General features: G+C 58.0%; 27 protein-coding genes. 12 read left to right on the top strand and 15 right to left on the bottom strand.

Features of this window, described 5'->3' with window-relative positions; genetic code table 11:
• Window positions 1–115: 115 nt before the first annotated feature.
• Together grcA2 and ACFSYH_RS02180 are read right to left on the bottom strand one after the other, a co-directional pair.
• The gene (gene grcA2, locus ACFSYH_RS02185) at window positions 116–367 is read right to left on the bottom strand and encodes an autonomous glycyl radical cofactor GrcA2 (RefSeq protein ID WP_377464842.1); all 252 of its coding nucleotides are present in this window, start codon (window positions 365–367) and stop codon (window positions 116–118) included.
• 97 nt (window positions 368–464) lie between these two features.
• Complete coding sequence (locus ACFSYH_RS02180) at window positions 465–2,549, bottom strand: pyruvate formate lyase family protein (protein ID WP_377464841.1); 2,085 nt, start codon at window positions 2,547–2,549, stop codon at window positions 465–467.
• A gap of 534 nt (window positions 2,550–3,083) precedes the next feature.
• On the opposite strand from ACFSYH_RS02180, the gene ACFSYH_RS02175 reads away from it, so the two are divergent.
• Window positions 3,084–3,221 (top strand): helix-turn-helix domain-containing protein, encoded by a 138-nt coding sequence (locus ACFSYH_RS02175; protein ID WP_377464840.1) that lies wholly within the window; start codon window positions 3,084–3,086, stop codon window positions 3,219–3,221.
• 212 nt (window positions 3,222–3,433) lie between these two features.
• On the opposite strand, the gene dxs is transcribed toward ACFSYH_RS02175, so the two are convergent.
• Window positions 3,434–5,305: a 1-deoxy-D-xylulose-5-phosphate synthase gene (gene dxs, locus ACFSYH_RS02170; RefSeq protein ID WP_377464838.1), complete on the bottom strand. Its 1,872-nt coding sequence runs from the start codon at window positions 5,303–5,305 to the stop codon at window positions 3,434–3,436.
• Window positions 5,306–5,567: 262 nt separating this feature from the next.
• On the opposite strand from dxs, the gene ACFSYH_RS02165 reads away from it, so the two are divergent.
• Both ACFSYH_RS02165 and ACFSYH_RS02160 read left to right on the top strand, forming a co-directional pair.
• Window positions 5,568–6,095 carry a TspO/MBR family protein gene (locus tag ACFSYH_RS02165; RefSeq protein WP_377464836.1) on the top strand — a complete coding sequence of 176 codons (528 nt, stop codon included), beginning with the start codon at window positions 5,568–5,570 and terminating at the stop codon, window positions 6,093–6,095.
• A 78-nt stretch (window positions 6,096–6,173) separates the two neighbouring features.
• Window positions 6,174–7,070, top strand: coding sequence for a phosphotransferase (locus tag ACFSYH_RS02160; protein WP_377464834.1), 897 nt, complete (start codon window positions 6,174–6,176; stop codon window positions 7,068–7,070).
• Between the two features lie 155 nt (window positions 7,071–7,225).
• On the opposite strand, the gene ACFSYH_RS02155 is transcribed toward ACFSYH_RS02160, so the two are convergent.
• From ACFSYH_RS02155 to ACFSYH_RS02105, 11 genes are all read right to left on the bottom strand, one after another.
• Window positions 7,226–7,648, bottom strand: a complete 423-nt coding sequence (locus ACFSYH_RS02155) for a DUF1801 domain-containing protein (protein WP_377464833.1) — start codon at window positions 7,646–7,648, stop codon at window positions 7,226–7,228.
• 157 nt (window positions 7,649–7,805) lie between these two features.
• Window positions 7,806–8,114, bottom strand: coding sequence for an AzlD domain-containing protein (locus tag ACFSYH_RS02150; protein WP_377464832.1), 309 nt, complete (start codon window positions 8,112–8,114; stop codon window positions 7,806–7,808).
• 61 nt (window positions 8,115–8,175) lie between these two features.
• Window positions 8,176–8,883 carry an AzlC family ABC transporter permease gene (locus tag ACFSYH_RS02145; protein ID WP_377464831.1) on the bottom strand — a complete coding sequence of 236 codons (708 nt, stop codon included), beginning with the start codon at window positions 8,881–8,883 and terminating at the stop codon, window positions 8,176–8,178.
• 156 nt (window positions 8,884–9,039) lie between these two features.
• Window positions 9,040–11,718, bottom strand: coding sequence for an aconitate hydratase AcnA (gene acnA / locus ACFSYH_RS02140; RefSeq protein ID WP_377464830.1), 2,679 nt, complete (start codon window positions 11,716–11,718; stop codon window positions 9,040–9,042).
• A 254-nt stretch (window positions 11,719–11,972) separates the two neighbouring features.
• Window positions 11,973–12,293, bottom strand: coding sequence for a hypothetical protein (locus ACFSYH_RS02135; RefSeq protein ID WP_377464828.1), 321 nt, complete (start codon window positions 12,291–12,293; stop codon window positions 11,973–11,975).
• Between the two features lie 312 nt (window positions 12,294–12,605).
• Window positions 12,606–13,706, bottom strand: a complete 1,101-nt coding sequence (locus ACFSYH_RS02130; RefSeq protein WP_377464827.1) for a tyrosine-type recombinase/integrase — start codon at window positions 13,704–13,706, stop codon at window positions 12,606–12,608.
• A complete protein-coding gene (locus ACFSYH_RS02125; protein ID WP_377464825.1) occupies window positions 13,706–14,116 on the bottom strand; it encodes an ImmA/IrrE family metallo-endopeptidase in 411 nt (136 codons plus the stop codon). Before ACFSYH_RS02125 ends, ACFSYH_RS02130 begins: the two co-directional genes overlap by 1 nt.
• Window positions 14,117–14,188: 72 nt before the next feature.
• Window positions 14,189–14,797 carry a hypothetical protein gene (locus ACFSYH_RS02120; protein WP_377464823.1) on the bottom strand — a complete coding sequence of 203 codons (609 nt, stop codon included), beginning with the start codon at window positions 14,795–14,797 and terminating at the stop codon, window positions 14,189–14,191.
• The gene (locus ACFSYH_RS02115; protein ID WP_377464822.1) at window positions 14,794–15,351 is read right to left on the bottom strand and encodes an ImmA/IrrE family metallo-endopeptidase; all 558 of its coding nucleotides are present in this window, start codon (window positions 15,349–15,351) and stop codon (window positions 14,794–14,796) included. The genes ACFSYH_RS02120 and ACFSYH_RS02115 overlap by 4 nt, the downstream gene beginning before the upstream one ends.
• 472 nt (window positions 15,352–15,823) lie before the next feature.
• Window positions 15,824–16,828: a hypothetical protein gene (locus tag ACFSYH_RS02110; RefSeq protein ID WP_377464820.1), complete on the bottom strand. Its 1,005-nt coding sequence runs from the start codon at window positions 16,826–16,828 to the stop codon at window positions 15,824–15,826.
• A gap of 17 nt (window positions 16,829–16,845) precedes the next feature.
• Entirely contained in the window at window positions 16,846–17,445 is a 600-nt protein-coding gene (locus tag ACFSYH_RS02105) for a helix-turn-helix domain-containing protein (RefSeq protein ID WP_377464819.1), read from the bottom strand.
• A 191-nt stretch (window positions 17,446–17,636) separates the two neighbouring features.
• Here ACFSYH_RS02105 and ACFSYH_RS02100 point away from each other — a divergent pair, with 191 nt between their 5' ends.
• The 8 genes from ACFSYH_RS02100 (at window position 17,637) to ACFSYH_RS02065 (ending at window position 21,209) form a co-directional block, all read left to right on the top strand.
• On the top strand, window positions 17,637–17,879 hold the full coding sequence (locus tag ACFSYH_RS02100; RefSeq protein ID WP_377464818.1) for a helix-turn-helix domain-containing protein: 243 nt from the start codon (window positions 17,637–17,639) through the stop codon (window positions 17,877–17,879).
• The gene (locus ACFSYH_RS02095; protein ID WP_377464817.1) at window positions 17,876–18,088 is read left to right on the top strand and encodes a helix-turn-helix domain-containing protein; all 213 of its coding nucleotides are present in this window, start codon (window positions 17,876–17,878) and stop codon (window positions 18,086–18,088) included. Before ACFSYH_RS02100 ends, ACFSYH_RS02095 begins: the two co-directional genes overlap by 4 nt.
• A gap of 73 nt (window positions 18,089–18,161) precedes the next feature.
• Window positions 18,162–18,491 (top strand): hypothetical protein, encoded by a 330-nt coding sequence (locus tag ACFSYH_RS02090; protein WP_377464815.1) that lies wholly within the window; start codon window positions 18,162–18,164, stop codon window positions 18,489–18,491.
• The gene (locus ACFSYH_RS02085) at window positions 18,488–18,940 is read left to right on the top strand and encodes a hypothetical protein (protein WP_377464814.1); all 453 of its coding nucleotides are present in this window, start codon (window positions 18,488–18,490) and stop codon (window positions 18,938–18,940) included. Before ACFSYH_RS02090 ends, ACFSYH_RS02085 begins: the two co-directional genes overlap by 4 nt.
• Entirely contained in the window at window positions 18,921–19,139 is a 219-nt protein-coding gene (locus ACFSYH_RS02080) for a hypothetical protein (protein WP_377464813.1), read from the top strand. Before ACFSYH_RS02085 ends, ACFSYH_RS02080 begins: the two co-directional genes overlap by 20 nt.
• Window positions 19,136–19,507: a hypothetical protein gene (locus ACFSYH_RS02075; protein WP_377464811.1), complete on the top strand. Its 372-nt coding sequence runs from the start codon at window positions 19,136–19,138 to the stop codon at window positions 19,505–19,507. The genes ACFSYH_RS02080 and ACFSYH_RS02075 overlap by 4 nt, the downstream gene beginning before the upstream one ends.
• On the top strand, window positions 19,504–20,319 hold the full coding sequence (locus ACFSYH_RS02070) for a hypothetical protein (RefSeq protein ID WP_377464809.1): 816 nt from the start codon (window positions 19,504–19,506) through the stop codon (window positions 20,317–20,319). The genes ACFSYH_RS02075 and ACFSYH_RS02070 overlap by 4 nt, the downstream gene beginning before the upstream one ends.
• A 14-nt stretch (window positions 20,320–20,333) precedes the next feature.
• Window positions 20,334–21,209, top strand: a complete 876-nt coding sequence (locus ACFSYH_RS02065) for a hypothetical protein (RefSeq protein ID WP_377464808.1) — start codon at window positions 20,334–20,336, stop codon at window positions 21,207–21,209.
• Window positions 21,210–21,350: 141 nt separating this feature from the next.
• Here ACFSYH_RS02065 and ACFSYH_RS02060 read toward each other — a convergent pair whose 3' ends face one another.
• Entirely contained in the window at window positions 21,351–22,082 is a 732-nt protein-coding gene (locus tag ACFSYH_RS02060; protein ID WP_377464807.1) for a TIGR02391 family protein, read from the bottom strand.
• A 53-nt stretch (window positions 22,083–22,135) separates the two neighbouring features.
• Between ACFSYH_RS02060 and ACFSYH_RS02055 the strand changes: the two genes are divergently transcribed.
• Window positions 22,136–24,745, top strand: a complete 2,610-nt coding sequence (locus tag ACFSYH_RS02055) for a phage/plasmid primase, P4 family (RefSeq protein WP_377464806.1) — start codon at window positions 22,136–22,138, stop codon at window positions 24,743–24,745.
• The last annotated feature ends 47 nt before the right edge of the window (window positions 24,746–24,792 follow it).

The raw sequence follows: 24,792 nt of genomic DNA, 5'->3' as shown, positions 1-24,792 counted from the left end.
TCCACCGCTGTCGCGTGACCCATTGCTCTGTGGGTGATGCGGCAAAATGTTGATGCAGGGTCGTCGGCAGCACGACTACCAGGCGCAACGCCGACGGCCCGACATCGTAGCCGAGTCAGGCAGACTCGTGGAAGGTGCGGGACAGCACGTCAAGCTGCTGCTCGCGGGTCAGACGGACGAAGTTCACGGCGTAACCGGAAACACGAACCGTCAGGTTTGGGTAGTTCTCTGGGTTCTCCATGGCATCTACAAGGGTGTCCTTGTTGAGAACGTTGACGTTGGCGTGGAAGAGACCCTTCTCTCCACCCTGGCTCTCCTTCGAGGCCAGCATTGCCTGGCGACGCTCTTCAAAGGTCTGTGCGCTCATTGTTCTTCCTTCGATCGTTGTCTAAAAACCTGTGTTGTGTGTCCTGCGGGGCCTCAAGACTCAAAAGCCCCGCAGGTTCACGCTGCGTTACCGTGACTCAGCCGCGGAAGCCGAATCCGGAGTCCAGAACACCAACCAGGTTGGTGACCTGCTCATCCTTTGTGCGTCCCATACCCGAAGGGGTGATGGTGTTGGTCAGCGAGATACCGTCCAGTGCGGAGTCGTATGGCAGCTTTGCTACCGACAGCATTGATGCGACCATGCCGTGCGTGTCGCGGCCATTCTCAGGGTTTGCACCCGGAGCGAATGGGGTTCCGGCCTGGTGTCCGCATGGGAACGATCCGGTTGCCTTGCCGTAGACCACGTTGGAGGTGATGGTCAGAACCGACTGGGTTGGCACTGCGTCGCGGTACATCGGGATGGCCTTGATCTTCTCCATCACGGTGTGGACAACGGTTGCTGCGATCTCGTCAACGCTGTCGTCGTCGTTTCCGTAGAGCGGGAACTCGCCTTCGGTGATGTAGTCGACGATCAGTCCGGTCTCGTCGCGTACCGGGGTGACCTTCGCGTACTTGATCGCGGAGAGCGAGTCAGCCACGATCGACAGACCGGCGATTCCACAACCCATCGTGCGAACGATCTCTGGGTCGTGCAGCGCCATCTCGACCGACTCGTAGGCGTACTTGTCGTGTGCGTAGTGGATGATGTTGAGCGCTTCAACATAGGTTCCCACCACCCAGTCGAGCATGTTCTCGTACTTTTCCCAGACCTCGTCGAAGTCCAGTGGGCCGTCGCCCTCAACGGGTGCGTAGCCGTTCACGATCTGCTTGCCGGACATTTCGTCGCGGCCACCGTTGAGCGCGTACAGCAGAGCCTTGGCGGAGTTGACGCGAGCTCCGAAGAACTGCATCTGCTTGCCCACCTTCATTGGGGACACGCAGCAGGCGATTGCCGCGTCGTCACCCCAGTGGTCACGGATCTGTTCATCGGACTCGTACTGGATCGAGGAGGTTTCGATCGAGATTGCCGCGCACAAGTCCTTGTATCCCTGTGGCAGGTTCTCATCCCAGAAGATCGTGATGTTTGGCTCGGGTGCTGGACCAAGATTGCGCAACGTCTGCAGGAGTCGGTGCGAGGTCTTGGTGACTAGGGTGCGGCCGTCTTCACCGATTCCAGCGTCGGACCAGGTTGCCCAGTATGGGTCACCGGAGAAGATCTGGTCGTAGTCGATGGTGCGCAGGAAGCGAACGATACGCAGTTTGATCACGAGGTGGTCGATGATCTCCTGCGCCTCTGTCTCAGTGAGGGTGCCTTCCGCGAAGTCACGCTCCGAGTAGATGTCGAAGAACGAGGACAACCGGCCAATCGACATTGCCGCGCCGTCCTGCGACTTCACCGATGCAAGGTAACCGAAGTAGGTCCACTGTACGGCTTCCTTGAAGTTACCGGCGGGGCGGGACAGGTCGAATCCGTAGAACTCACCGAGGCGCTTGAGCTTCTTGAGCGACTTGATCTGTTCCGAGTGCTCCTCACGGAAACGTGCCCAGTGCTCGGTGAATGGCTGGTCAGCAACCGAGTCCTTGTCCTTCATCTTCTCGGCGATGAGGAAGTCCAGTCCGTAGAGCGCCACGCGACGGTAGTCACCGATGATGCGGCCGCGACCGTAAGCGTCCGGCAGGCCGGTGATGATGTGGCTCGAACGTGCCGCACGGATACGTGGGGTGTAGATGTCGAAGACCGCGTCGTTGTGGGTCTTGCGGTACTGGGTGAAGATCCGCTTGACCTCGGGGTCTGGCTCCTTGCCGGCTTCCTTGATTGCGGTCTCCACCATGCGCCATCCGCCATTCGGCATCATTGCGCGCTTGAGCGGAACGTCGGTTTGGAGGCCAACGCAGACATCGTCGTCCCCGCTAATGTATCCGGCTGGGAATGCGTCGATGTCGGCTGGGATCTTGGTGTCCACGTCGTAGACGCGCTGCTTGCGCTCTACCGACAGGTACTCCTTCTCGAGGGTGTCCCAGACCCGCAACGTCTTTTCGGTCGGGCCCGCCAGGAAGCTCGCGTCCCCTTCGTAAGGGGTGTAGTTGCGCTGGATGAAGTCGCGCACGTCGACGGCCTCGGTCCATGGGCCGGTTTCAAAACCACGCCATTGTTGGGTGGTGGCGTTCTCGGTGGTAGTCATCGCCATTTCCTCTTTTTCTGATCTGTTTCGATCTTGGTTCAAGCCTAGAAAAGAAATGATGGGATGAGTTGGGACCTCGGTCCCGAAGGGGGATTTTGGAGCGTCTACTGGGTCACATCTTTAGTTTTTACCTGCTTTAAAGCAGGTTTTATTGTCGACGAGTCGGACAGCACCAGCCGCCGCTCGCGCAACATGAACTTCTGTTAGCGCAGATAGCAGTCCAAGTTGAACTTACTTTTCCCTTTGAACCCAATAAACCTTCATGACATTTTTGGGAATTTGTTCAGCATGAAAAATTGGTTCTGGAATTCCGGGTGAAAACACATCCCTCGTGTCGCAGGATGCCTTGAAGTCCAGAATCTTGACATCAAGATTCATGCGACAAAAGTCCCTAGATTCCCATCCTTAACTATGCATACCACGCCCTCACCCCACCGCCTCCCGCTCGATGGGCCGAAATCGGTCCGGATACACACGCAAACACTATGCATCCGGACCAATTTCAACCCATCGACTTTAGGTGCGCGACGTGACTTGGCCGAACGTCTGGGTGTCACGCAACGGTGGCTGTCCGAACTCGAGGCAGGCAAGGGAAAGCAAGCCAACGAACGATACTTCAAGGTTCTACACCTACTCGGCGTACGGGTGATGGGGATAGTCGATGACCACTGAAGCGCTCGAAGTCCGCCTCTCAGTGGTAGAGATTGGCAGCCTCACAACAGGCGGTGGGCTCTCTTGGCACTTCCCCGTCACTGGCTGAGTTCCTGGTCAATCAGGCCATCACCTGTTACGCGGTGCTCCCGACTGGGTGGGGCCGCTGCCACCAGCGCTCACCTACCGCAAGTAAACTCGCGTACTCGACGCAGCAACCTGCGTTCGAGGACTCAGCGTTCGAGAACGGAGTGCGCAATCTGCTCGGCGGTCAAACCGTACTCTTCTACGACCTGGGCACGTGATGCGTGGTCGAGGAATTCGGTGGGCAGACCAAAGGTTTGCACCGGAACGTGGTGTCCCACGGATGCAAGGTCCTCAGCAAGAAGCGCACCAACGCCGCCCTTAGCCAAGCCATCCTCTAGGGTGACAATACGGTCGTACGCGCCCGCCTCGTCGACAAGCGACTGCGAGGTGGGGAGCACCCACACCGGCGAGACAACGGTGACGCGGAAGCCCTGCCCGGCGACTTTCTCGGCTGCGGTCAGCGCGGTCGGAACCATAGCGCCAACAGCAACGAACAGGATGCTCTGCGCGCTCTCATTCTCAACCCCGAACCGGCCCACAACATCGAGATCGCCAACGGTTTCGAGAGCCGGGATCGGCTCCCCCATCGCGCCCTTCGGATAGCGGACAACGGTCGGGGCGTCAGAGACTTCAACGGCTTCGTTGAGCGCTTGGCGCAGGGTGTCCTCGTCGCGCGGTGCCGCAAGCTGCAGCCCTGGCACGATTCGCATGAGCGCCATGTCCCACATACCGTTGTGGCTCGCGCCGTCGTCACCGGTGATACCTGCGCGGTCGAGCATGAACGTGACGCCCGCCTTGTGCAGGGCAACATCCATGAGGACCTGGTCGAAGGCTCGGTTCAGGAAGGTGGCATAGAGCGCCACCACGGGGTGTAACCCGGAGAATGCCATACCCGCCGCAGAGGTTGCAGCGTGCTGCTCCGCGATACCCACGTCAAAGGTCCGGTGCGGGAATGCCCGCTGGAACGGTGCCAACCCAACAGGCTCGAGCATCGCCGCCGTGATGGCCACGACATCGTGACGCTTGCGACCGATCTTCACAATCTCGTCAGCGAAAACAGAGGTCCAACCAAAACGAGAGGGAGCCACTGGCAAGCCAGTCTCGGGATGGATCTGTCCCACTGCATGGAAGCGGTCTGCGATGTCCTGCTCGGCGGGTTTGTATCCGCGGCCCTTCTCCGTGATCGCATGTACGAGGACTGGGCCGTTGAACTGCTTCGCCAGGTTGAGAGCATGCTCGACCTGCTCAAGGTCATGCCCGTCCACGGGGCCGATGTACTTGATGCCAAGATCCTCAAACCAGCCTTGTGGGCGGATGATGTTCTTGACGCCCTTCTTGAAGCCGTGCAGTCCGTCATAGAGCATTTGTCCGGGGACGCCGAACCTCGGGAGCGTCTTCTTGCCCCACGAAAGCATGCCCTCATATTGACGGGACGTGCGCAGAGCGTCAAGGTGCCGCGCCAACCCGCCGATGGTTGGCGAATACGAACGTCCGTTGTCGTTCACAATCACCACGAGACGGCGATCATCGTTCTCCGACACGTTGTTCAGCGCTTCCCAGGCCATGCCGCCGGTCAGCGCACCGTCTCCGATCACGGCGACCGCGTGGCGGTCATCCGCTCCCTGAAGCGCGTTGGCTTTGGCGATTCCATCCGCCCACGAGATCGCGGTCGACGCGTGCGAGTTTTCGACGACATCGTGTTCAGACTCAGTGCGTGACGGGTAGCCAGACAGGCCACCCTTCTTGCGCAGGTCGGTGAAGTCAGTGCGCCCGGTCAGGAGTTTGTGCACATAGGACTGGTGTCCGGTGTCGAAGATGAAGGTGTCTTTAGGCGAGTTGAACACGCGATGCATCGCGATGCTGAGTTCGACGACTCCCAGATTCGGCCCGAGGTGCCCGCCTGTCTTGGACACGGAGTGTACGAGGTACTCGCGAATCTCCTGGGCAAGCTGCACTGCCTGCTCACGAGATAGCTTTTTCACGTCCTCTGGGGAGTTCACGTGCTCAAGCAAGCTCAAAATCCTGCCCCTCTCAAAGCGCACCGTTGCTGGTACACCCTTGTGCACCGAAACCCTTAACACTCAACTTTAGGATGCTGCACCCTCAAGTGACGAACCGAACGTACCGCCTCACCCAACTCGTTGCGCAAAATCGCTTTACTTCACACAACTCTCCCCCATTTAGACATGCTCCGCACTCGCTGAGCCTCTGCCCGAGCGCCTTTTGACGGCCCGCGTTAGTCTCGGATCAGAACGTACAGCTTGATGAGAGGAATCGGTTATGACAGGTTCACACCGCGGTGATGCCCTTCGACCTTCTGTTCTGGCACAGGTGGGAGTGCTGGTGTTGCTGGTCGCGATACCTTTGGGCATTGGGTTTGCGGGGTCGATGGTCACTGTCGATAACGTGGACGGCTGGTATGCGAACGCAGACAAAGCGCCGTGGACCCCTCCGAACGAGGTGTTTGGCCCCACGTGGAGTGCCCTCTACATCATCATGGGCGTTGCGTCATGGCTGGTATGGCGTTTGTATCGTAGCGAAGAGGTCCGTAGGCCGCTGGGCCTGTATGCAACTCAGTTGATTCTCAATGGGCTGTGGACTCCGGTGTTCTTTGGCCTGTATCCATCGCTTGGTTCAGCAGCGCTGTGGGTTGCATGCGCGATTATGGCGGCTTTGATTGTTGCCCTATTGGCGACGATCCGGTCCTTTAAGCCCGTATCTTCCGTTGCTGCATGGCTGCTTGTGCCCTATCTGCTCTGGCTGGTGTATGCCTCGACACTGAACGTGTACGCGGCAATCTTCAATTGAACGGTTTCGTTTATCTGGGGTGTTGTAGGCGCTGCATAGCATGGTCGGTGTGAGCACGGTAGCCACTAGACTTGTCGGGTGCCTCGAACCTTCCTGATCTCCCACTCGGACCTGCCCGAAATCTCCGCTGCGATAGCCGAGCAGTTCCCTGACCTACCCCGCGAGTATTCGGTTGAGGGGTTCGGTTGGGACAACCTCATGGTTCGTGTTGGTACCGATCATGTTGCTCGGCTACCCAGACGCCCTGAAGCGATCAGCGCAATAGAGTTCGAGTTGGCGTGGCTTGAACAGGCTGCACAGTCACTGACCGTTCCGGTGCCTCATATCGTAGGAAAGGGCTCGCCATTTTCTGATTATTCAGTGCCCTGGACCATTAACACGTGGACTGCGGGGATTCGCGGTTTGAGTGTGCCGCCTGAACAGCGTCGATCTTCCGCTGCGGAACTGGGCCGACAGTTGGCTCTCCTACATCGCCCTGCCCCACGCGATGCACCGGAGAAACCTCATCGAGGCGGCACCTTGGCGCAGCGCACCTATCTGACGCAGCCACAGATTGAACGCCTACCCGGGCAATATTCTGCGGTTGTTCCAGTCTGGGAACAAGGGCTTGCGACACGACCCTATGGCGGCACTCCCCTGTGGCTGCACGGGGACATTCACCCGGGAAACTACCTCTTGCAGGATGACCACACGCTTGCGGGAATCATTGACTTCGGCGACGTATGTCAGGGTGATCCAGCCTTTGATCTAGCGACAGCTTGGGTGTCGTTCGATGCCGCTGGCCGCGAAGATTTCTTCGGAGCCTACTTTGAGTCCTGCCGCGAAGAAACACGCCTAGACCAAGACCTCGTACCTCGCGCAAAGGGTTGGGCCGCATCCGCCTACGTTATTGCCGTACTCAGTTCAGATCTCTCCACGCCGGACTTTGTCGACATGGCGCAGTGGACAATGGGCCAGCTGCTTCACGAGCCCTAACCACTCATTAAGACGCCACTCCAAGCCACATCTGCGGTGAACGTGTAGAAAATTTCTTGTGTGTGAGTATCAGCAACCCTCACACACAAGTGATTTCTACACACTCAGACCTCAGCACTGCCAGAAACGCGCCGCGTTCTCAGCGGACTAGAACCTCAACGGGCGTCGAGGTGTTCCTTGGTAAACCGATACGACTTCTCGATGATCTGACGCAGCACATCCACATCAACGTCCGCGAGCTTATTGATGTACAGGCACGCCTTGGACAGCTTGTGCTTGCCCAAGTTTGCGATCAGATCATCAAACCCCTCGAACTCATCCGTGTTGTAGACGACCAGATTGGCGGAACGCGGCGAAAACGCAGCAGCAGGGGCATCGCCCTCGCGACCTGAGGCGTACACGTAATGGTAGGAATCGAAGCCAATGATGCTCGGACCCCACATCACGGGTTCGTGCCCGGTGATCTCCTTGAACAGGTCGAGTAGCACCCAAGCGTCTTCGCGTCGGCGGGCGTTGGCCACCTGTTCGATGAATGCTTCGGCGGACACATCGGTAGGTTGCATCTTGTTCTCGCTCATGCGTCACACAGTAACACCGGCCATTCCCACACGACTGGCAAGCCAAGGACAACAGTCCTGACCGTGTCCTGGCACCGCACACGCACACTGCACCACCCGGGCACGCGGGATGCGACTGGCGGGTAACCGTATCGTCGGCAAGCAGCTCTCTTGCCTACTACATCATTCGGACGAGAGCCGCCGCTGCCGCACCCACCAACAGGACAACCAAGAACGGCGCCCGCAACATCAGTGCGATCAGTGCCGCAACGAGCGCGGCAAGGCGTGCATCTATTGCGAGAGAACCTGAGTCTGCAAAAGTATTTGTTGCCACGAGCGCCGCAAGCATCCCGATCGTCACGAAGTTGGCCGTTGTCACGACCTTGGGATTGTCAAAGATGGATTCGGGTAGCAGATAGCCCAGCAACTTCACCCCAAATGAAATGACGCTGGCGAGAATGACCCACATCCACAAATCGGTACTCAACACGTCACCCACGCCATTCGGCCCGAACCTTGCTCCACGACGCCCTCACACTCCACACTGCTCACGATTCAGTGCCCTCCTCCGGCTTCGAGGCACGGCCAGAAAGATGACGTGAGGCTAGCCGCCACCCCGCAACGGCAGACACACCCGCCGCAATAATGATCGGAACACCCGCTGGAACGATCGGTATCAAAAGCACAGTCACCAGTGCGCCAAGCACGGCAATAGCTGCGTGATCTCGTGTCTTCAGCCGCGGCCACAGCAACGCTGCAAAAGCCGCGACCGCTGCCCCATCCAGACCCCACGCCGCCGGATCGAGTGTGGCACCCAACTGTGTGCCGACAAACGTGAAAAGGTTCCACAGCAGTAAAATCGCCAGGCCTGTCACCCAGAAGGCGCGACGCTGCTCCGCTGGGTCTGACTGCAGCGAGGCCATCCCTGCCGACTCGTCGATAGTCACCTGCGCAGCAACATACTTGCGCACACCACCCGGCCCGATCAGCGCATTCATTTGCGCGCCGTAAATTCCGTTACGTACGAACAGCAAAGAAGCAGCGGCAGTAGCCGCCGCTCCCGTACCTCCGGTTGCGATCACGCCGATGAAAGCGAACTGCGAGCCACCCGAGAACATCACCAGACTCAACACCATCGCCTGCCATGTGTTCAGCCCTGAAGCAACGGCGAGCGCACCAAACGAAATCCCGTACAGACCAGTGGCAAACGATAACGACAAACTCGTCACTACCGCCGGGGTGAATCTGTCTCGCATGTCTCGACCATAACTCACCGTGCGATGCCACAGCCGAACCGTCCACCCCAGCGGACATTCAACCAAAGGAGAGCCCCGCACCTTTTGGTGCAGGGCTCTCCGATCGTTCTTGCTTCAGTGGCTAAACAGCAACTGACAAACAGTGGTTAACCGATCTCAGTCAACGAGCGAACGAAGCACGTACTGCAGGATTCCACCGTTGCGGTAGTAGTCTGCTTCACCCGGGGTGTCGATGCGGACGACAGCATCGAACGCAACGATCGATCCGTCGGCCTTGGTCGCGGTGACCTTGACTGTTGATGGGGTGGTTCCCTCGTTCAACTCGGTGATGCCTTCGATATCGAACACCTCGGTGCCGTCCAGGCCGAGCGAGTCAGCGGACTCACCCTGTGGGAACTGGAGTGGCAGCACGCCCATGCCGATCAGGTTTGAACGGTGGATACGCTCGAAGGACTCAGTGATGACGGCCTTCACGCCGAGCAGTGCGGTTCCCTTTGCCGCCCAGTCACGGGACGAACCTGAACCGTATTCCTTACCACCAAGAACAACCAGTGGGATTCCAGCGTTCTGGTAGTCCTGCGACGCATCGTAGATAAACGACTGCTCGCCAGTCAGGAAGTTGAAGGTGTAGCCACCCTCAACGTCTTCCAGGAGTTGGTTACGCAGGCGAATGTTCGCGAAGGTTCCGCGGATCATGACCTCGTGGTTTCCACGGCGCGAACCGTAGGAGTTGAAGTCGCGGCGCTCTACACCGTTTTCGGTGAGGTACTGAGCGGCTGGGGTGCCTGGCTTGATCGCACCAGCGGGGCTGATGTGGTCGGTTGTGACCGAGTCGCCGAGCTTGGCGAGTACGCGTGCACCGTTGATGTCACCCACTGGTGCTGGGGTGAGGCCCATGCCTTCGAAGTATGGGGGCTTACGCACGTAGGTGGATTCGCCGTCCCACGAGAAGGTGTTTCCAACGGGGGTTGGCAGTTCCTGCCAGCGCTTGTCACCAGCGAATACGTCCGCATAGTCGGCCTCGAACATCTCGCGGTCGATGGTGGCATCGATGGTTTCCTGGACCTCGTCTGGTGTTGGCCAGATGTCCTTGAGGAATACGTCGTTCCCCTCGGAGTCGGTTCCGAGTGGCTCGGTGTCAAAGTCGAACTCCATGGTCCCGGCGAGCGCGTAGGCCACAACGAGTGGCGGCGATGCCAGGTAGTTCATCTTGACGTCAGGGTTGATACGACCCTCGAAGTTACGGTTACCGGAGAGCACCGAGACTACGGAGAGGTCGTACTCGTTGACGGCAGCCGAGACCTTCTCATCGAGAGGACCGGAGTTACCGATACAGGTTGCGCAACCATATCCGACGAGGTGGAATCCTAGGTCCTCAAGGTATGGCCACAGGCCAGCCTTCTCGTAGTAGTTGGTGACGACCTGGGAGCCTGGTGCCATCGAGGTCTTGACCCATGGCTTTGCCCTGAGGCCCTTTTCGGATGCCTTCTTGGCCAGGATACCTGCGGCCATCATGACCGATGGGTTCGAGGTGTTGGTGCATGAGGTGATCGAGGCGATTGCGACAGCACCGTTGAACAGCTCGAACTCTTTACCTTCGGTATCGGTCACTGCAACGCGCTCGCGCGAGTCGGCGTTACCCGATACGTAGTTCTTGAGGTCGTGCTCGAACTGGCTCTTTGCGTTGCCGAGCTCAATGCGGTCCTGTGGACGCTTTGGTCCGGCGATGGACGGCACGACGGTCGCGAGGTCGAGTTCGAGGTATTCGGAGAACGAGGGCTCGAAGGTTGGGTCAAGCCACAGACCCTGTTCCTTGGCGTATGCCTCGACGAGTGCGAGCTGGTCTTCGGAGCGACCGGTCAGACGCAGGTAGTCGATCGTGACAGAGTCGATTGGGAAGATCGCCGCGGTCGAACCGAACTCTGGGCTCATGTTACCGATGGTGGCACGGTTTGCCAGTGGCACCGAGGCAACACCTTCACCGTAGAACTCAACGAACTTTCCAACGACACCATGCTGACGGAGCATCTGGGTGATGGTCAACACGACGTCGGTTGCGGTCACGCCGGATGGGATCGAACCCTTGAGCTTGAAACCGACAACGCGTGGGATGAGCATCGACACTGGCTGGCCGAGCATTGCTGCTTCTGCCTCGATACCACCAACACCCCAACCGAGTACACCGAGGCCGTTGACCATGGTGGTGTGGGAGTCGGTTCCAACACAGGTGTCTGGGTATGCACGCACGACACCGCCTACCTCGCGGGTCATCACAGTGCGGGCAAGGTATTCAATATTGACCTGGTGGACGATACCGGTTCCCGGTGGGACTACCTTGAAGTCGTCGAATGCGGTCTGGCCCCAGCGGAGGAACTGGTACCGCTCGCGGTTGCGCTCGTATTCGAGTTCCACGTTGCGCTCGAATGCGTCGCGGCGTCCTGCCACGTCGATTTGCACGGAGTGGTCGATAACGAGTTCGGCTGGTGCGAGCGGGTTGATACGCTCTGGATCTCCGCCGAGTTCTGCGACTGCTTCACGCATGGTGGCAAGGTCTACAACACAGGGCACACCGGTGAAGTCCTGCATGATGACACGGGCCGGGGTGAACTGGATTTCAGTGTTGGGCTGGGCGTTTGGGTCCCAGTTGGCGAGAGCCTGAATGTGCTCTTCGGTGATGTTCGCACCATCTTCGGTACGCAGCAGGTTCTCTGCAAGAACCTTGAGGCTGTATGGAAGCTTCTCTAGACCTGGCACTGCCGAAAGGCGGAAGATCTCGTACGAGGTACCGTTGACCTCGAGGTTTCCCTTCGCACCAAACGTGTCGACGTTGCTCACGGACACTCCTTATCGTGTTGGCGAGTTGCTGGCTTGTCGGCTTGTGTCACCGAGAACCACTGCTGGGGGCGAGACTCGCGCACCGCGCAAGCCTCGTGTCGCTGACCCCCTCGTCGCCCCGTCAAGAGGCCGGGATCAGTTTTCACATTCACACCCATCATACACTAAGTATCTTGACGTCAAGATAAATCACGGACGCGTTGCGTAAAGCCCAGTCACGATAGCGGGCGCAGTAGCGCCCGAGGTCACAGCATTTATTCGTGGCGATAGTTGGTGAAGGCTTGGATGGTTTCCCAGGCGTGTGGCGCATATGACTTAAACACTGTGATACGCCCGTTGGTGGTCAGGTGCACACTGAGCACGCCGTGGTTGAGGTCGTAGCCCCAGCGCGAGCCGTTCGCCGCGATGTCCGGGTCGAATGGCTCGTAGAAGCATTCGATCAGATCGTCAGGCCGCACGACTTTGAACATCTGAATCTGTGGTCCGTCCGGCAGCGCGCCTTTGAACAGGGTGGGCATACCCACTTCGGGGTCGATTCCGTAGGTGCGGACTTCGGGTTGCTCTGCGTGCGTCACGATTATGCCCCTATTTCTGCTTGGCGACGATCCGGCAAGCCCCAGCCTCGGCGCACCTTCCGTCCACCTTACGCAAGGCGGACCCTGCGCCCACCGCCCTTTAGTCCCGACTCTCAATAGTGGAACAGACCCAACGCCACCGATCCAGATTAGGGGTATAGGTTTTGTCTGGTGTGTGAGTGGTCTGGCCACTCACACACCAGACAAAACCTATACCCCTAACCACTAAAGAGTGAAGTCTAGCGGGTCAGCAGCGCCACGCACTCCACATGGTGGGTCATTGGGAACATAGCACCCAGATATAGGCGCTGATTAGGGGTTATTTTCTGGAATTTGGTGGCCTGCTGTGCGCCACTGATGCGCCAAGCCTTCCCACGCGCCACGCACAGGATCATGCAGTTCAGGAGACAAATGCGCGTACCGTTCCGTTGTCTGAATACTCGCGTGCCGCAGTTGGCGCTTGACCTCATACAACGGTACACCGGCTTGAACGAGCCACGACGCGCACGTATGCCGACACACGTGCGGATGATAGGGAGAAACCTTTGCTGCTAGCAGAACGTCATCCCAATCACGCCGCCAGTTTCCACCAGACAGATTCCGTGCCTGGCGCCGAGTGGTGAAGAGCCTGCCGGTGGTCCTCTCCCCTACGAGCTCACGAATCTCTGCGATGACCCACGATGGGCATGGAACCTCACCGACAGATGCATCATTCTTGGGGTAGTCCTTATCCTTGCCGCCCTGTGTCAGCGTGTGAGTGATTGATACGGTGTTGCGGTCGAAGTCGATGTCCTCGATGTTCAATGCGGCGGCTTCACCCCAGCGCAGGCCACTCCACACCATGACACTAGTCATTACTGCCATGGCTTCCCAGCCACGCTTGCGCATCTCTTTGACTATCGCGACGACCTCGTGCGGTTCGAACCATTCCGGCGGGCCGTTGACCCCTGCTGGTGGTTGAACCTTGCGTGCGACGTTTTTGTCCACATACTCGTTGTCTACCGCGGCTTCGATACCTGCCTTAAGTAGGTTGAGTGCGCGGCGGATCGCGGCATGGCCGATGCCCGCGTCGATGCGTTCTTTCACCCACGCCTCAACCTCCACCTTTGTGAGGTCGTCGAGTTCGATGTCTTGGAAGGTGTTTTTGAGGTGGAGCCGCCACGAGCCTTCATTGGCCCGTTCTGTTTCTGCTTCCACGCGGTGGACTGGCAGCCAGGTGTCGAACCACTGCCCTACCGTCATATGGGTTTTGCGTGGGTCTCGCCATTTACCGCGTGCGATAGCGGCTTCGGTGTCTGTCGCCCATTTCTTGACAACGGTTTTGAGTGGGTCTGTTCGAGTGATTTTGCGCCCGTCAGTGGTACGGACTGTTGCCTGCCATTTACCTGATGGGAGTTTACGGAAGTATGCCATCAGATCGCTTCCTGCCTGCCGATGAGTTGGAGATATGGCGTCGGCGGTGCAGTCTTCCATGCGTCGATGATGTAAGAGGCGACACCGAGTTCTTTGGCGAGGGCTCCGGTGTGGTGTCCGACGAGTTGTTCAGCGACAGCGTATTCGAGTGGGCTGATGAGCAGGCGTGCAGCGTACAGGTTGGCGCGTTCTTCACGCAGCTGCTTGATGTGTGGGTTATCGGTCCAGGCGTCCCCGTGGTGTGCGTGGCCGAGTTCGTGTGCAAGCGTGGAGCGTTGCAGCACCTCGGACATGCGGGGGTTGAGTCTGATGAGGCGTGCACCATGCACGTATTCGCCTCGACGTTTACCGAGATTACGCCATACGACTCGCACGTCTTCGTTGTGTGCGAGTGCTAGAAGTCTGTCCAATAGAGTCCATCCGAGTCTGCTGTGCCGCGGCAGTTCTGATGGGGACTATTACACATCAACACTCTGACATTGCTACGCGTTCTTCTTCGAGTCACCGTTGTCTTTATCTTTACTTCTATCTTTTTGGGGAAACAGTGACCGTGTGATCACCACGAGTATGCCAATAACTTCGATGACGCAGGCAGATAGCCACGCGATCATGACTTCAGGATGGATACTGAAGTCCCGACCATCTAGGTACCTCCAGAAAAAGTAATTTGAACAGGCAAGTTGCAATACAACGAAGAAGATCGCCCACTTTGCGACCGTACGTCGTAATTGCAAGATCTGACTACGCTTAGCCAAGCGAAGTTGCTCAAGCCTTTCGCCCTCAGTTAGTTCAGTTTCGAAACTGAAAGCGAGCGGATCTTTCCTGTTAACGGCACCTAAAGCGCGCCTTTTCGAGGCCTTCCACAACTGAACGAGAAATAATCCATGCCACCATTTGGCGAGTTTCTGCCGCTTGGTAAGTTTTGCCGGCTGCTTATGCAGAGCGGTGCTCCTGGCCCAACGACGTGCAGCCTCATCAGCGTTCGCTCTAACGAGCTTATAAACGACGCGGAGCGAATCCGGGTCGTTCTCAACCACAACAGGCTCGTCGGCAGGTTCTGTTGCTTCAGACTCTTTGGTCTCTTCCGTCAATTAGGAAGCCCCAGGTTTGAGAGTCTATATGACATTGCAGCCTCCGAGACATCGAACGTGCTAGCCAATTCGGGCAGTGTTTCGCCCTGGGCAACTAGAGTCTGAAGTGGTCCACCAGGCATAAGTAACGCTGCTGCGAACTTATTTGCCCACCGCTCCTTAGGATCGGTACCCAGATTAGCATGTCCATCTTCACGGTTAAGCGAATCGAAGCACTCGTTCCCTTGAAGCGTTTCGTAGAAGTAATGCCCCAGTTCGTGAGCCAGCGTGAAGCGCTGGCGCACCGGACTGTGCCGATGATTGATGTAAACCTTTGCCTGATCGTCAGGAGTCTTCTTCTCAATGAATCCTGATTTTTTGTCAGGCATGACAGCGAGATAGACATCGATGCCCATTTGCTCAGCGATGTCGTACGGGTCGATGGGAGGGACAAACGCACCTTCATCATCGACTATGAGGGTTTTTAGGATTGCTTCGGCTGCACGTGTAGCTGAAGCGATTCGCCGTGGGACTGCGGGTGTTTTGGCTACTGTTGGAGTTTCTACCTTGACCAAGATGTCACCTCCTGAATTATGGGGTGCAGTGAGACTGCATGTAGTGGAGTCACTACTAACGCTACTAGTTAAAGTACTTGTACTCATAGTACATACTCCATCGGCATGCGTACGGTAGTTATTCAGTCCGCGAACTGTGTTTCCGATGACTTTGTTAAACGATCGTCTAGAACGGATCGTTACGGTGGAGGGAAATATTCCACAAGAGCACGTTCAGATGCGTTTGCGCTGTTCAGGGCGGTTGTGAAAGTCGTCAATCATCGTAGGTTGACGATACCCGTACGGGTTTGCGGTTTCGCATGGGGAGAAGTCTCTTTGGATGGACGCAAAAGTTAACCCCATAGGGTTGATTACAGTAAATCAACCCTATGGGGTTAACAAGTGCTCGTACGCTGATTTCATTGCCGGTCCCAGACGCCGCATCCCTGCGTACGGAAATCCTGGCCGGTCTTCAACACCACCGATGGACGGATTACCGCTTCTGGGCTTTCTTCGCTTTCGCGTTCGCAGCTTTGAGTGCGCTCTTCGCTGCCTTCTTCTTCGCGGCAGCCTTGGCCTTCTTCTTAGCCTGAGCGTTCGCTTTCTTCTTCACCGACTTGGTGAGCTTCTTCTCCGCAAGCTGCTTAGCTTTGGCTTTTGCTTCCTTGCGTTCGCTCTTGATGGCCTGGGTTAGTGCCGCACTTTGTGCTGCATCCTGCGCATTCTCCTGCGCATCTTCTCGAGCAAGTTCTAGCGTCCAGCCTGTGCCCGAAGCGGTGCGTGTTGCAGATGCTGTCGCCTCATAGTCGCGCACCGTCACGGTCTTCTTCACCGTGTGAGTCGCGGTAGCCTTCGCAGACCGCTTCGCACTGAACTTACGTTTGCTCTTCTTCACCGTCTTCTTAACGGTGGCCTTCTGCGTGGACTTCGCAGTGTACCTAGCCGTATAAGAGGCGTCTACCCCATAACTGTATTCAGTGGCTTTTGCCGTTGCTGAAGCAGTGTACTTGTAAGGGGCCGCGACTACCTTGGAGCCAGACCACTTGAATTTGTAATCACGCTGGTCACTGTACCCTTTGAACCATCTACAACCGTCAGAGAAGTACACTGAGCACTTCCATTGGCTTACCTCGCCGACTGTTACCGTAAGTGTGTACTCGCCATGCGGAAGGTTGGTTGGAGTACGCGCTGTAACGTTTATGTTCCAGGCTCCAGCGTTGGCTTTGACGATGCTGTCCAACTGCTTCTCGCCGCCAGGACCACGCAGTGAAAGTTCTAGATTGTCGGTGCCTTCTAGTGTGTCTTTTTTGTCGTAGTGGTCGCTGAGAGCAATGTGCAGACCAGGCCCACAGAATTCTGGATCCTCCCACTCCTCGCATGCTTGAGGTGCGACGGTGAGCTTCATGTCACCAGTGGCAGCGGCGGCAGGACCACCAACAGCAATCATCGTTGACGAGGCTAGGGCCACAGAAACCAGAATCCCAATCCATCGCCTCATTGCAGATGTTCCTCTACTCACGGTTCCATCTCCCGTTGTTCGTCTTCGTCCTCGTGTGACCAGCCGTCTGCGTCGTCGGCTACGAGGTCGTACTCATCTTGGGAGCCGTAGTGTTCGTCCTCTGGCTGCTCAAACTCTATATCGGCAGCCTCGAACCCAGGCATGAGCGTCTCAGCGCGCTGATCTGTGGTTTTTTCAGCTAGGAGTGCGTCGGCAGTCTCGACTCGCTTTCTGAGCTCGTTGACACGCAACTGAATACCAGAGACAAGTTGCTCCGTTGACTCCGAGCTGACTTCTAACTGTGCACGTGCGTCCCGCTCGGATTCTTCTTGCAGTCGCGACGACTTCACCATCTTTTGTTGTTCAACAAGCGTCGCTTGCCCTCCTCCAAGCAAGGCGTAAAGACTTTGGCTGCCCCAACCAAGAGCTTTTTCCAGGTTGACCAAGGTTGCAGGTCCATAGTTCGTACGGCGCCCATTCTCTAAGTCCCCTATGACGCGCGGAGTGACACCGACCGCTTCTGCTAGATCTTTCGCAGTGAGATAGCCACAGGCGATTCGCCTGCGAACAATCTCTTGTCCTAGGCGCTTCCAGTCATCTTCCGTATATACGTTCACACCTTCAATGGTTACAGGAACTTGCAGGAACGACAACATTCACCCAGTTCCCGTTTCACCTGCATCAAGCGGAAACACAGCATTGAAATTACGTTCCTGTGCTTCTCTCCTCACCTGCACAAACGAACTGATTCCGCTCTGTTTCCTATCAAGGCTTGACATGGTTCCTTTTTGTTTCCTATTGTTGTCACATGAGAACGAAACAAGGAGAAATGAAGCGGATCGGCGCGACGATTCGCGCTCTACGTGAAGCACATGGTTGGCGGTTAGGAAAGTTCGCTACCGCTATCGAGGTGTCGCATTCCTACCTCGCGAACATCGAAGCGGGACGCAAGCCGCTGACTCCAGAACTGGCGCGACGTGTTGCAGACAGGTTGCAGGTTCCACTGGCCGCGATCACGACCGAGTACACGCTCGAGGAGATCGCGGGATGAGCCAGACAGCGCAGCACAGTGAACTGCTGTCAGTCGTGAAGGTCGCGGAGATTTTGGGCTGCTCGAAGTCCCACGTCTACCGCCTCATCGCAGACAGGCAACTACCCAGTCTGAACATCGGGCTTGGCACACGAGCGAAAACCCGTATCCCCCGCGTCAACGTCGAGAAGTACATCGACGAACGCCTCACTACCCCAACAAAAAAGTGAAGGCCCTCGCCTGCAAGCAACAGAGCCTTCACTTCACAAAGAACACAACGTCCTTGAAAGGAAACCTTACCAAATGACCACCCCAACACACCCGAAAAGCCCAGTCGACGAACTCATCGATGAGCTCGACCTGCTCGCCGTCGCAATCAGCGTCGGAGTCCTTTCCACCACCAGACCAGAACCCGCCGGCAGGCACCGCGGCGACCGCGTACCCACCGTCCACAACACGCTCATCCTCATCACCCGTCTGCACGGACACGACTGCCATCTGCCAGCGGTCTACAACGAGACCGTGGGCAGCTACCAAATCCTTGTAGACCGTGCCAACAGCATCGACGGCTGCCACTGGGTAGGCCCAGACGAAATCCAGGCATTCACGCCCGCACAGGTGGTGCCCGCATGAGCACCTACACCCTGTATCCCACAAACGTCCACATCGACGCGAAAACCGGGCAGCAAGTCGCCGCAAACGGAACCCGCTCACACATCAAGCTCATCGGCTTCCACGACGGCACCGACCCGTTGCACAGCCCTGTTGTGCTGACGTTCCCGCAATTCCAAGCAGCACCTTCTCTCGCCATCGGTTTGTTCCCGGTCTTCCAAGACGGGTACGGCGACAAGTCCACCCAGTCGGCACCCGTCAGCGACGTGCGACAGCCAACACCACCGCACATCGTGCACATCACCAACCCGCGAGTACCCATCACCAAACTCGCCAAAGGCTACGAGGCCCGCTGCCACCACTGCGAATGGACCATGGCGGGCACGATCCGCGCCTACCTCGATGAGCAGGCCAAGTATCACCGTCACCAGCATCGAACAGCCCCAGCCCATGCAGCCAGCCACTCGTGACCTGTTTGAGGACATCGACTGGATGCTCGAGACCGGTGAAGCACCACACCGCATCGCTGACCGTGTAGGCCGCAACCCCGAAGCAATCGCACGGCTTGCGGCCCGTCACGGGCGAACCGACATCGCCCGCACATTTCAAGCTCTCTACGAATCCATCAGGCGCCACGCCACACCAGCAAGGAAGAAGGAACCAGCATGACCACCCCAACCGCAACAGAGCAGGCTCCAGAAGCATCGGAAGCGACTATTCGCCGCGAACAACTCGTGCGTGAAGCCGTCAAACTCCAAGCCGAGCAAGAAGCGATCAAGGAACGCCTTGACACGATCAAGACGATCCTCGTCACCGATCTTGGCTCCGGAACCCACGAGGTCGGTGAGCACAAGGTGCAAGTGCGTGAAGGCACCCGCCGACTGTCCTCCACACGGCTCACCAAAGCCTACCCAGCAGATCAGTACCCGCAGTTGTACAAGACCGCCATTGACACCGCAGCGGTGAAAGCGAACTTCGCTCCCGTCGCGCTCGAGGACTTCTACGACGTGGGTGCAGCGACGGTGACGTTTAAGTGAGCCGCACCTTCACGCCTGAGTACATCCATCGCACCCATGCCCCTTTCTTGGGCTTGGATCCGGTGGCGTCACTCAAGCAGGCACGCCACGTCATCGAACATGCGATCACCCACCAGCCCCGCTCTCTACAAAAGCGCATCGGCCCCAGCGAACTGGGCACGCCGTGCGATCACTGTCTGGCAGCGAAGCTCGCGGGATGGCAGCAAACCGAACGTGGCGTGCCATGGCTCCCCTACATCGGAACCTCTGTGCACGAAAAGTTGGAGGCCGTCTTCGTTGAACGCAACTTCCAGCTCGAAGCAGAAGGCAAACCCCTGCGATACCTCATGGAACAGAAAACCATGGTCGGCACAGTTGGCGGGCAAGAGATTTGGGGATCCACAGACCTCGTGGACCTTGAAGCCGGGATGACCGTGGACTGGAAGATCGTCGGAGCGTCCACCCTCAAGCAAGCCAAATCTGGGCCGTCCCCGGTCTACCACGCTCAAGCGGACCTGTACGCCAAGGGCTGGAACGACGCCGGGATCCGCATCGACCACGTCGCTATCGCCTACCTGCCCAGGAACGCCGTCTCACTCGATCAAGCGGTCTGGTGGACTGCCCCTCACGACCGAGCCCGCGCCGAACACGTCCTTCAGCGGGCAAACAACCTCGCACTCAACCTCACGGTCCTCGAATCCATCTCAATTGAGGCCCGCGACACCTGGATCACCGCACTCACGCGTGACTCCCACTGCTATGACTGCGCCCGCTTTCCGGACGCACCACCTGCAAGGCCGAGGGACACATTCTTCGACCTTCCCACCCAGTAAAGGAACAAGATACCATGACCGCTTTCAACGACATCGACGCCCTCTTCGCGTCCGGTGCACCCTCGTTCTTCACCAAGGAAACTCCAGTAGGTGGCTCCATCTCTGGACCTATCGTCTCCGCGTCACCGATCCAAGCCACCGACTTCGCCACCAAGCAACTAGAGACGTGGGACGACGGACGACCCAAGATGCTCCTAGCTGTCACCGTTGCCTCGAATCTGCACACCACACCAGATGACAACGGCCACCGCACGATCTACATCAAGACGTGGGGTGAACAGGCTAAAGCGTTCAAGATGGCTGTACAAAACGCGTGCGGCCCTACTGCATCAGCATCCCAAGCCCTGGCAGTCGGGAACCTTTTCGCAGCCCAGTACACCGGTGAGATTCCGTCCCAGAAGGGCTCTCCCACGAAGTTGTACGCCTACCAGATCCAGCCGGTCAACGCTGGTATCGACCAGAGCTTTGGTGGGCAGCAGCAGTACACCCAGCCGCCCGTCCAGCAGCAGCCGCAGCAGTTTGGGCAGAACCAGGGTCCAGCGCCCTCGTGGGCGACCGGACAGCCACAGCAGCCGACACCACCAGCCCCATCGGCTCCGCAGCAGGGCTACCCACAACAGCCGGGACAGTTCCAACAGGTACCTGCCGCTCCTGCACCCATCCAGCAGGCTCCATTACCCCAAGCGCCACAGCCTGCCCAGCCAGTCCAGCAGGCGCCGGTCGCTCAGCCAGTCCAGCAGCAGCCAGCACCAGCCCCACCGCAGCAGGCAGCTGCGAACCCGGCTGACGTAGCCCGCAGCCTCATCGCAGTCGGCCAGCCAGACGAGCTGATCGCACAAGCAACCGGCCTTGACGTGGCTGTCATCGCCCAACTACGGGCAGCAGCCTAACCCCAAACCGTGGTGGGGACACGCTTCCCTGGTGTCCCCACTCAACAAAGTCCACGCCACCATGCGGTGCAGCCCGATCACGTCAGGGCCGTGGGCACCATCCCAAACCACCAGACACATCACCTGAAGGGAAGCACGTTGTCACACCGCCCGAACAACCTCAGCTTTATCAATCCAACGTGCCAACAAACTAAAAGCGGCCAACTGCTCCAATGCCTCGTTTTCAGTGAGTTCTGGGAGAACGTCGTGGTTCGACGGATTCCTAATTCCACGAAAAAGACCTTGGGCCAGGAAGCCAGCTCCTTCGTGGAGGTTTTTGAAGGTATCCCCTCCATCATCCGGTGTAAGTCGGAGTCTAGGTTTGCGTTCTTCTGGATGTTTCAGAGAAAAGCTCTCTTGGATGAGGTTCCATTCACTCTTATCTCTACGATCCACCTTTTGTTGGGTCCTGTTACTCACCACACGAGCCGCAGCGCTGACCGCATCGCGGAAATGTCCACTCGCCCATTGGCTTCTGGCCGCGTCCCAGACCCACTGATGCAACGTACTCGCAGAGAGTTGCGGGGCTTCTGGTTCCAACAATCTTTCAATCATTTCCTGTTTCTCAAGCCATTTAATGGCTCTCCGACAACCACGGCGTTGCAGTTCAAACGGTGGCGAGTTGGAGTCGGTCAATTCCCCCTTTTGCCAAGACGGCAGCGCACGGTCAAGCAACAACTCTACGATCTGAACTTCTGCTTCGATTTCTTCGTAGTCGAACTGGAAGAACCAATCTCCTCCATCACCCCATTCGTCCTCCATCCACTTAGATTTGCTTATCTCCAGAAACTCTTTGAGTTCCTTAACAATTCCTTGTTTCCGCTGGTCTTCCACGGAAAAACCTCCTGTTTCTTCCCTTCAGTCTTGCACCCATTTGGAGTTTACCGGTGACCCGCACTGCTTTCGACACAGCCCTCGAACTCCACGCACACGGCTATTCCGTCCTACCTATCCGCACTGACGGCTCCAAAGCCCCAGCCATCAGCACCTGGAAGCAGTACACCCAGCACGCCGCAGACGAAACCACCCTCCAGGCATGGTTCACCGACCCCGCCGGCTACGACCTCGGCATCGTCCAAGGCACCGTCTCCGGACACGCGGAACTCACCGAGATTGAAGGCCGCGCCTCCGACCACATGCCCGAACTGCGCGACCTCGCCATCGCATCCGGACTCGAAAACATCTGGACCAAAGTCACCACCGGATGGGTCGAACAATCGCCCTCTGGTGGCTTGCACTTCCACTACCGCCTCACGGGCATGGACGTGCCCGGAAACACCAAACTCGCACGCCGTCCATCGACGCCAGAAGAACTCGCAGCCAACCCCAAAACGAAAATCCAAGTTCTTGCCGAGACCCGCGGCGAAGGCGGACAAGTCGTCGCCTGGCCCTCACGCCACCACACCAGCGGCAAACCTTGGGTGCGCATCCTCGGCGGCCCAGCAACCGCACCAGTCTTGACCCCGGAAGAACGCGACGCCTTCCACTCCGTCCTACGCACCCTCGACACACCCGCCATCAAACCCGCCCCACAGCCCATCCAGGCACCCACCGACAGCGAATGGATCGGCGGCGTCACCCCCGGCGACGACTTCGAAGCGAAAACCTCCTGGGCAGACATCCTCACACCCGCAGGCTGGACATTCCTGTACACAGACGGATCCGGAACAAGCTACTGGCGCCGCCCCGGCAAAAACCAAGGCATCTCCGCCACCACCGGACACGCAGACGACCGCAACCGCCTCTACGTCTTCACAAGCTCAACCGAGTTCGACCAGGAAGTGCCCTACACCAAACTCGGCGCCCACGCACTCCTCAACTTTGGCGGCGACCACAGTGCTGCCGCCAAAGCGCTCTACGCCAAAGGCTACGGACAACGAGCCGAACAACAACGCATCACCGGCCCAGACCCCATCTTCGACGACATCTTGAACGGAACACACTCATGGACGACTTCAACGAACCCTGCTGCACCCACTGCACAATCTGCGACCACCGCACCATCGACACAGAATGCTGCCAATACTGCATCTACTGCGAACACTGTCGCCGCGATCACAACCTATGAGCGCGGACCAGCCACCTACACCGAAACCGACGACGGCAACGCCCTACGCTTCATCGACACCCACAAAGAACACATCCGCTACGTCCCACAACGCGGCGAATGGCTCACCTGGAACGGCCACACCTGGCAATGGGACGAAGCAGGCCACGTCTTCGAACTCGCCCGCGACATAGCCCGCAACCTCCCCACACACGACAAAGAAGCCACCAAACACCGCAAAGGCTCCCTCTCCGCATCAGGACTCGGAGCCATGGTCAAAATCGCACGCTCAGACGCCCGCACCGTCGCACACCTCACCGACCTAGACGCCAACCCCTACGAACTCAACACCCCCAGTGGTGTCGTCAACCTACGCACCGGACAGATCACCCCACCATCCCCAAAACTCCTACACACCCGCACCACCACCGTCCCCATCGACCCCACACTCCCAACACCACGCTGGACCAGCTTCCTCGCAGACACCTTCGCCGGCGACCCAGAACTAACCACCTACATCCAACGACTCCTCGGCGTCTCCCTCGTCGGAAAAGTCCTCGAACAAATGCTGCCATTCGCCTTCGGATCCGGAGCCAACGGTAAAAGTGTCCTGTTCGAAACCGTCCAGAAAATCGCAGGCATCGGCCCCAACGGCTACGCCGCCACCATCCCAGCAGACCTCCTCGTCCAACGAGCCCGCGAAGACCACCCAGCCACCATCGCCCAACTCTCCGGAGTCCGCATCGCCATCGGCGGAGAACTCGAACAAGGCGCACGATTCGCCGAAGCCAAAGTCAAAGCCCTCACCGGTGGAGACCCCATCAACGCCCGCTTCATGGCCCAAAACCCCTTCACATTCGTCCCAACCCACACCCTGTGGCTCCACGCCAACCACCGCCCCGAGGTCAAAGCAGGAGGCCCCGCATTCTGGCGGCGAATCAAACAGATCCCATTCATCCACACCGTCCCCGAAGACAAGCGCATCGAAGGACTCGAAGACATCCTGCTCACCGAAGAAGGCCCCGGCATTCTCGCCTGGCTCGTCCACGGCGCAGCAGACTACTTCACCCTCGGCCTGACAACACCCGCCTCGGTCGTCGCAGCCACCGAAGAGTACAAGCAGGAGACCGACACCATCGCCCAATTCGTTGAAGACAGATGCGAACTCGGTTCCCCGAACGCACAACACATGCATGTGCAGATCGCGAAACTCCGGGCAGTCTACGAGTCCTGGTGCCGTGAAGAGGGTGTCGAGCCGGCCACTGCTAAGGCTCTGTCCATGCAATTGAAATCCCGATTCGGTATCGAAACAAGCCGCTCAATGAATGCTCGGTTTTACGACGGAATCAGGCTCGTAGATATGACAGATAGCGGAAACGATCTGTCATCGGACTCATCAGATCTGTCATTACCGGAACCGCCAGCGGACGAAGAATGGTGGCAATCATGACCGATCAGCTAACTGACCTAGCACAGGCGAGAACCTGTCACACAATC

It is taken from the genome of Populibacterium corticicola, from assembly GCF_042683685.1.
Classification (GTDB): Bacteria; Actinomycetota; Actinomycetes; order Actinomycetales; family Cellulomonadaceae; genus Timonella; species Timonella corticicola.
The sequence above is the reverse complement of the archived record's forward strand: the minus strand, read 5'-3'. Positions and strand labels throughout refer to the sequence as shown.

Bases quoted from the DNA above. Each gene is read 5' to 3' on its own strand.
- grcA2 (WP_377464842.1), bottom strand. From the start codon at position 367: ATGAGCGCACAGACCTTTGAAGAGCGTCGCCAGGCAATGCTGGCCTCG.
- ACFSYH_RS02180 (WP_377464841.1), bottom strand. From the start codon at position 2,549: ATGACTACCACCGAGAACGCCACCACCCAACAATGGCGTGGTTTTGAA.
- ACFSYH_RS02165 (WP_377464836.1), top strand. From the start codon at position 5,568: ATGACAGGTTCACACCGCGGTGATGCCCTTCGACCTTCTGTTCTGGCA.
- ACFSYH_RS02155 (WP_377464833.1), bottom strand. From the start codon at position 7,648: ATGAGCGAGAACAAGATGCAACCTACCGATGTGTCCGCCGAAGCATTC.
- ACFSYH_RS02145 (WP_377464831.1), bottom strand. From the start codon at position 8,883: ATGCGAGACAGATTCACCCCGGCGGTAGTGACGAGTTTGTCGTTATCG.
- ACFSYH_RS02130 (WP_377464827.1), bottom strand. From the start codon at position 13,706: ATGGCATACTTCCGTAAACTCCCATCAGGTAAATGGCAGGCAACAGTC.
- ACFSYH_RS02110 (WP_377464820.1), bottom strand. From the start codon at position 16,828: ATGAGGCGATGGATTGGGATTCTGGTTTCTGTGGCCCTAGCCTCGTCA.
- ACFSYH_RS02100 (WP_377464818.1), top strand. From the start codon at position 17,637: ATGAGAACGAAACAAGGAGAAATGAAGCGGATCGGCGCGACGATTCGC.
- ACFSYH_RS02095 (WP_377464817.1), top strand. From the start codon at position 17,876: ATGAGCCAGACAGCGCAGCACAGTGAACTGCTGTCAGTCGTGAAGGTC.
- ACFSYH_RS02090 (WP_377464815.1), top strand. From the start codon at position 18,162: ATGACCACCCCAACACACCCGAAAAGCCCAGTCGACGAACTCATCGAT.
- ACFSYH_RS02085 (WP_377464814.1), top strand. From the start codon at position 18,488: ATGAGCACCTACACCCTGTATCCCACAAACGTCCACATCGACGCGAAA.
- ACFSYH_RS02080 (WP_377464813.1), top strand. From the start codon at position 18,921: ATGCAGCCAGCCACTCGTGACCTGTTTGAGGACATCGACTGGATGCTC.
- ACFSYH_RS02075 (WP_377464811.1), top strand. From the start codon at position 19,136: ATGACCACCCCAACCGCAACAGAGCAGGCTCCAGAAGCATCGGAAGCG.
- ACFSYH_RS02065 (WP_377464808.1), top strand. From the start codon at position 20,334: ATGACCGCTTTCAACGACATCGACGCCCTCTTCGCGTCCGGTGCACCC.